A 6,959-nucleotide genomic window follows, 5' to 3' on the forward strand; every position below is an offset into this window, starting at 1 on the left:
AATCTCCTCGAATAGCTCCACTTTGCGTCTCCTGTCCATCGGCCCCCCGTCGATACCGCCGACAGGTTAGGCCGTTCCTGATGTACAGGGGTGGGCCAAATCAAAAGCGCAAAGTGAGCCAGATCAGAGTAGCGAAATCAGCCGCGTGCTGACGCCCTACTGAGTCAGACATATCATTCTCCTAATTTGCTGTGGCACTGTCGGTCCACACTGCCCGCCACGCTTCGAACTCACTGGGTCTAATTTCGTAACGCGCAAAATTTCCTTCATGCAGGTTCAAGACTTCTGTCTCGGCTGTCTCCCTGAAGCGCTCCCGGTCGCCTGGCGGGATGTTCTCCTCCGCCCACGATCCAATGTGCGCAACTGCCGCCTTCCTGCCCATCCGCTCCCGCACCACCTCGCCCACCACCTGCCGCAGGGCCGCCCGGTGGCGGAGCCGGAAAGGATCGGGCTCCCCGAGTGATTGCCTCACGGCAATGTACCGCGCGGCAGAACGTTCATAAGCCCCCATGAACACGTCTTTCAAAAGATCGGCCTTATTCAGTTCATAGACGCCGAGCATGGCCTCCGTGTAGGTCGAACGCGGAACGCCGGTAAACGAGAGCGGCGAAAGATTTCCTTTGATGAAGGGAATGTTAGCCGCCAGACGCGAAACGCGCTTGTTAACGTCATCGAATGGCTGCAGGTACGGCAACTGCACCATAACAAAGAAAGATTGCTCGAACGGATCTTTGATAGCAGCCGCCGTCGCCAGAATCTGATTGAAGCACTCCTCGATCATCTGTGGGACTTCGAGTGGATGGAATGCCGACTTTTCGATGCCCACGGCAATGTGCCTCAGCCGGCCCGCCGCTGTCTTATCCGGCAACAGGTTGTGCGCGAGAATTCCGTGAAGGTTAAGGATCGTGTAGCGGTTGAAGCCGATCTCCTCCGCTGCGCCGACAAGGAAACCGATAGCGTCCTTGTGGTTGATGATCATCTGGGCTTCCACCCTGTTGCCACCTTCTGCTTCCTCACCGAATTCGATCAGGCGTCTGGTGTCGAGCAATGAATAGGTGTTGCCCTCAAGTCGGCTTGAGTTCCAGGACAAGTCAATCAGAAGCCGGGCGAGAATTTTCCTGGCGTACGTCCCCGCCGCCTCGACCGCCGCATTCGTTCTGCCCACCTCCGCGAGATGCGCGCGTTCTTGCCCCGACAGGTAGAAGCTCTCGTTCGGTCGGTAGCCATCGAGAAATTGACGGTTATAGCCAACGGCATTCCGCCCTGCCGCCGGCTCTCGTAGATAATCCCGGATTTTTGTGCTCGCGGGGGACAGGGGCACATGAACCTCCCCCTCCTCCGCCCCCTCCGCGGCCCGCGCAGGCGCGGCCTCTTCCGGCGCTGTGGCGGCAGGAACGTGGTACTTCGCCCAGCGGCCTTCGCCTTCCTTGACAAGTCGCTCCGCATCTACGAGGTGTTTCAGCCAGTATTGCAGCGTTCGCCGTGGGATGCTCGATTTCAGGACGTTGGCAATTTCGCCCACGCGCGCACCCTCGGAGCGCAGCGCCACGGCATCCACGATAGCTGCCAGGTCTTCTTCCGGTAGGCGCTTCGGCACGATCTATCCCCTTAGTGTTGCTGAACGATAGCCTTATATGCGCAATTAAAACACAGATACGAGCAACAATCAATGCCTATACGCAATATTAAATTGCGCGTATATGAGGATATTGCGCATATCAGGTGAGTGAGGGATTCTAAAACCGAAGATCGTGGCAAGGCCGGCGGAGTCAACGTGGTAACCGCCGAGCGTTTTGCAATCTATTTCAACCCGTAGATTCTTGTCCGCCGCCTCAATGCTTCTTCAGAGCCCCCAATAATTTGGCAGGACTCTTTTAATTGCAGTGTCGTCGATGGAGCCGCTTGCGACAATCAAGCTTTTGTCGCTTGTGCTTTTGAGAGCGATGATTTGCTCGGCGTCAGCTAATTGCGTTGCCGAGAATCAGTCCACACTAGCACCTTCGACGCACAACAAAGCCAAACGGTCCAGCTCGAAGCGAGCGGCACACCACGCATCAGGGCCCGGCATCGCGCCAATCCTTTTCTCGATTTCTTTCATGAGAGCTTCTCGCTTAGCCGGATTGTCGAGCAGCAGAAGATTTGCCCGGAGAACGACAGGATAAGGCAAAGCCGCCACTGTCCTGGCAGGCAGGAGTTCCGTTTCATGTTCGGCAAGGGTCAACTCCCCTTTGGCTTCATTTCGTCGACCGAGCGCCAGCAGAGCTTGCCCGGCCAGCGTGTGCCCGCCATTCGCGCCATCGGCCAGTGACTGGCGGCTAACTGGCGAGAAGTTTCCAGAGTTTCCTTGAAGCGCCCGCGGCGTAGCAAGAACTCGAGCCAGTCCTTTCGATTGTAGTCGAGAAACTCAGAGTAAGCTGGCAAGCGAAAAGGCCTCTCGGAACAGAGCTTCTGCGGATTGAATCTGGCCCAGTGATTGGTAGGCCACGGCCAGCAATTGCAGATTGTGAGAGTAGTGCCAGTCGTAACGGGCTGGGCGATGTCGCTCTAGGTGAATGTATATCAAATACTTAGATGCATATTTTGCGCAGGGAAAGTGGTTGAAAAGAACCGCCCAGGCGAAGAGACAGAGAAAGACTGTCGACTATTACGATGCTGGATACAGCTATAGCTAACAGCCCTCAGGGAAGGTCGACATCCAACGCATAGATATTCTGGGTGCCCGTGTTACGGAGGATTAACAGGGAACCGTCCGGGGTCATCCCGGTCCAGATACCCCAGTTGCTGGCGAGTTCTATATCCGGCGCGATGAGCAATTGCTGAATCGTCCCGTCCGAAACTCGCAGCGCGTAGATTCCCGATTGTTCGCGCCCACGCCAGGCGCGCCACATAAGGTTATTGAAATACACGTACTTTCCATCGGCAGACCAACTCGGATAAGACGCCAACTGGGGTAGGCGTCGCGCCGTATGCGAGAGGGTATCGTATAACACTAAGCGGCTTGCAGAAGCGGCGGCGATCCATTTTCCGTCCGGGGAGAAAGGCCCTGGCTCCAATCCCGCTGACCCCTGAAGCGTCACCATTTTCCCTGTTTTCACGTTTAGAAGCTGCAACCCCATATGCGAATTGGAAGAATCCGAGCTGGAAAATAACACAGAAGCTCCATCAGGGGACCAGAAAGGGCCGCCGTGAAGTTCGCCCCGGCTCGGCCCCAAGGAACGAAGTCCCTCTCCATTCGCAGAAATAACATACGCTTTGCGCGGGCCGCCCCTCTTAGGAAAGCCCTGAAATGCTATCTGAGTTCCGTCAGGAGACCATTGGGGATAGATGGCGCGTCCCGGAGGAAACGTTAGCTGTAAGGGTGCGGTGCCGTCCGCGCGACTGCGAAAGATAGTTCCCTCCGGATAGTGGACATAGGCGATCCATTTGCCATCACGGGAAAAAGTAACTTGGTCAGCTGAAAGGCCTGGGACAAAGGGTACGAATTGATGCGAACGCTCGTCGTAACGCATCAACTGGCCGCGCACCTCCTCGCCGACCACAAAGATGCTCTTAGCGTCCTTGCTTGGAGTAGGCAGAAAAAAGCTCATGGGTCCGGCAGTCAACCGAATAGGACGACTGGCGGATTTTCGCAGAAGATCTCGGCGGTCGCGCAGTGCCCAGACGTTTCTCATGCCGTCTTGCACCGCGTCGAAAAAGAAATAGCGGCCATCGGTTGTCCAGCGACCTGCGAGAGCGCGCGCAGAACTGGGCCAGTCTGAAAGCAACTCGTGGGGGCTGGCTCCAGCTAAATCGCTCTGCCAGAGCGTAAATCCTTCGCCGCTAACATCGAAGAGGGAGAAACGGAGAATTTTTCCGTCGGGAGACCAGCGTGGTTTGAATGGGAGGCCGGGAAGCGTGGCAAGCTTTCTGGAGTTAGAGCCATCGCTATTGGCGACGTAGAGCGACGGATCCGATCCGACGGTATATGCGATCTGGCGCCCATCGGCAGACCAGCCCGAATCCTCGGCCAACAAATCCCCGACGCGCCGGGGGGATCCGCCTGTCACCGGCACGCGCCATAAACTGCGCGGTCCAACCTCTTTCCCGAAGCTTTGCACCAAGAGCTCGCGACCGCTAGGAGAGATATCCGTAAGCTCCATTCCGGGAAACGGCTTTTCCATAGGGACAATCGCGCCACCCTCGGTTGAAACGTACAGAAGCCCATCCTTGCCGCCCGTATCAAGCACGAAATAGATTCTGGGGCCGTCCGTCACAAGGTTCCGAATAACGGCACCGCTGCCGAGGTCGGTGATCTTTCGAATTCGCGTGACGAGAGGGGGAGGGACGGCGGGCCGAAAGAAATAGAAAAGGGCGACGAGTCCGAGAACGCCGGCGAAACCCAGAGCGAGTCGTCGCAGAACAACATGCCGCGCAGGCATCGGTTCGCAGGCAGGAATGCCAATCGTGGCAGCTGAGGGTTCCACGGGCGATGGGGTGCCCAGGATCTCGGTTGCTACGCCCGCTTGGATACCAATTAAACCTTGGGAAACCACCGCTGGGGCGATGAAGCGATAACCGATGCGCGGTACGGTCTCAATGAACCGGGGCTCATCGGCGGAATCTCCGAGAGTTCGTCGCAGTTTTTTTACGGCCGTGTTTACGCCATGCTCGAAATCCACAAAAGTATTCGCAGGCCAGAGCTTGGCTTGCAATTCTTCGCGAGTGACTACCTCGCCCGGTCGATCCAATAACAAGAGGAGAATTTCGAATGGCTGGCCATGAAGCTTCAAACGAATGCCGTGCTTGTGAATGCTCCGCGCGCGGGGGTTCACGGTAAAGTCGCCGAACTCAAGTAGCCGCAGGTCTGGAAGTTGGGCCATTAAGAGGTAGAAGCTCTGAGAAATCTCAGTGGTAGTCTACCCGCCTCTACCCGACAAATGCAACGACGGAAGGCTAACTACGCATATTCAGAATATTGAAGAGTCACCTTTTGTTATCCAAAAATCACCATGTTTCCATTGCCATTGAATGGTTCTTCTGCTTCTGTGCTTCAAGAGCAATCTGAGCGATAGCGCCGTGGTCGTAAGTACAAGGTCAGCTTGCCACGATTATCGCGTGATGCGAATAACTTATCGTGATCCCTGACCTGATGGATTTTGCTCCTCTGTTTCTAAGTTGCGAAACCAAGCGCTAGATCGAGTTCTTCCCACCGGATCAATTTGACCATCGTATAGCGCAATGGATTAGCCCTGAGCGTGGAAAGTGAGATTACTTCGGCGCCGCCTCGCTTTCTGGAAAAACACCATCACACCTTTGAGCGCCGCGGCTAAGCCTTCCTGGTTGCCGATCGGGGGCCAAGCTTAGGCATTAGTTGACGTTTCCCAACTTCCTGGCTCTTTGACGGCGTGAAAAACAAGCTAGACGTCGGTCTCAGTCTCGAACATCTGCTCGGGCAGACCGGTGCTCATACCGCAGGATGGGCATCGGCACCGATTGTCTCCACGACAAACCTACTAGCCTCTAGTAGTTGAACGGTCGCCTTTGTCCATTAAGAAATCACCGTCCGCTCCATTGTCCTTAACTGGCGCGTGCTTTAGGGTGCCACGAACTAGCGTAAGGCGCGCTACGCTGAACTGCTGGCGACGGTGGACAGCAAAAAGGGCATCTGGCGCATTTTCACAAGAATATCGCAATCCGAGAAGCAAAACTCAATTGCCAGTGCGGCAAAGGGGCAACGATGAAGGGGAAAATACCTGCAGGGGTTCTCGCGGCCGTTTTGATATCCGGATCCGTATGCCGCGCCGACTTTAAGTATACGGACGAGTCCAGAATAACCGGCGGCACGATGGCCGGAATGTTGAAGGTCGTCAGCATCTTTAACAAAAAGGCTGGGGCAGCCTCTAAGCCCATCGTGACCACGCGCTACGTTCGGGGTAATCAGATGAGGACGGACAACAACGATGGGTCTTCGGAGATCATCGACCTGGAGGCAAAACACGTCATTAACATTGACCCTCGGAAGCGCACGTACTCCATCGTGACTTTCGACGAAATGCGCGCCTCGCTCGAGAGGATGCAGCAGGCAATGAAAGACAAGAATGTCAAGATGCAGGTGACACCCAAAGCCAACATCACTGAGACAGGAACCACGCGTACGATTCTCGGGCAGCCGGCACACGAGGTAAGGGTGCAGCTTGATACCGAAATGCAGAGCACAAATCCCCAGAATAACCAGACCGGACAAGCAACAATGACGATGAACTCCGACCTGTGGGTAGCCCCTTCTGTGACATCATACGGGGAGGTGCGGCGATTCTACCACCGGATGTATCAGGAATTACGCTGGACACCCAGTGGGAACATGACGGTAAACCCGCAGATGTCGCAGGGAATGGCGGAATTGCAAAAGGAGGCCGAGGAAATGAAAGGCCTGCCCCTGCTGCAATACGTCAGTGTCTCGATGAGTGGAATGGCACAGTCTTCGCAGGGCGGAGGCAATAATACGGCCGGAAAAAACCCGTCAGATTCGAGTTCCACCCGGGAAGGAAATGCCCCGTCCGAGAGACCTTCCGTGAACGCAATGAATAGTCTCGGGGCACTGTTCGGTGGACTTAAGAATAAGAAACAAGAGGATCAGTCAACGCCGCCAAACGGACAGGGCGATAACCCGAGTCCGCCGTCCAATCCGAATTCGCTCATGGATATGACCATCCAGGTAACGTCTTTTTCTAACGCTACGCTGGACGGAAATCTGTTCGCCATCCCAGCTGGATACACACGGGTCCAAGCGAACCTGAATCAGATGCCTGGCGGCCCTCAGCACCAGTAGACTCTTTGGTCATGCTCGCCAATGAAGGAGAAATTGATCGGCACTGCGTTGGGAAGCGGTGAGTGGTTTGGACAAGGAGAATCGCTGCCATGAGCAACGTGAAGAGAGCAGGCGTTGTACTTCTTATTTCCGCACTGGGAGGATTCGGCGC

Annotated in this window: 4 protein-coding genes; 1 reads left to right on the forward strand and 3 read right to left on the reverse strand. The window is 55.6% G+C overall.

The features are described from left to right. Window positions 1-181: 181 nt before the first annotated feature. From VMU57_RS18350 to VMU57_RS18360, 3 genes are all read right to left on the reverse strand, one after another. Window positions 182-1,597, reverse strand: a complete 1,416-nt coding sequence (locus VMU57_RS18350) for a Fic family protein (RefSeq protein ID WP_325386073.1) — start codon at window positions 1,595-1,597, stop codon at window positions 182-184. Between the two features lie 384 nt (window positions 1,598-1,981). Then, a complete protein-coding gene (locus VMU57_RS18355; protein ID WP_325386075.1) occupies window positions 1,982-2,221 on the reverse strand; it encodes a hypothetical protein in 240 nt (79 codons plus the stop codon). Window positions 2,222-2,678: 457 nt separating this feature from the next. After that, entirely contained in the window at window positions 2,679-4,859 is a 2,181-nt protein-coding gene (locus VMU57_RS18360; RefSeq protein ID WP_325386077.1) for a winged helix-turn-helix domain-containing protein, read from the reverse strand. Between the two features lie 965 nt (window positions 4,860-5,824). Here VMU57_RS18360 and VMU57_RS18365 point away from each other — a divergent pair. Further along, window positions 5,825-6,808, forward strand: a complete 984-nt coding sequence (locus tag VMU57_RS18365) for a hypothetical protein (protein WP_325386079.1) — start codon at window positions 5,825-5,827, stop codon at window positions 6,806-6,808. Window positions 6,809-6,959 lie beyond the last annotated feature (151 nt).

The organism is Edaphobacter sp., assembly GCF_035532915.1.
Taxonomy (GTDB): Bacteria; Acidobacteriota; Terriglobia; order Terriglobales; family Acidobacteriaceae; genus Edaphobacter.

What these genes read in the sequence shown, in the direction of transcription:
- VMU57_RS18360 (WP_325386077.1), bottom strand. Translation starts at nt 4,859, where the DNA reads ATGGCCCAACTTCCAGACCTGCGGCTACTTGAGTTCGGCGACTTTACC.
- VMU57_RS18365 (WP_325386079.1), top strand. Translation starts at nt 5,825, where the DNA reads ATGGCCGGAATGTTGAAGGTCGTCAGCATCTTTAACAAAAAGGCTGGG.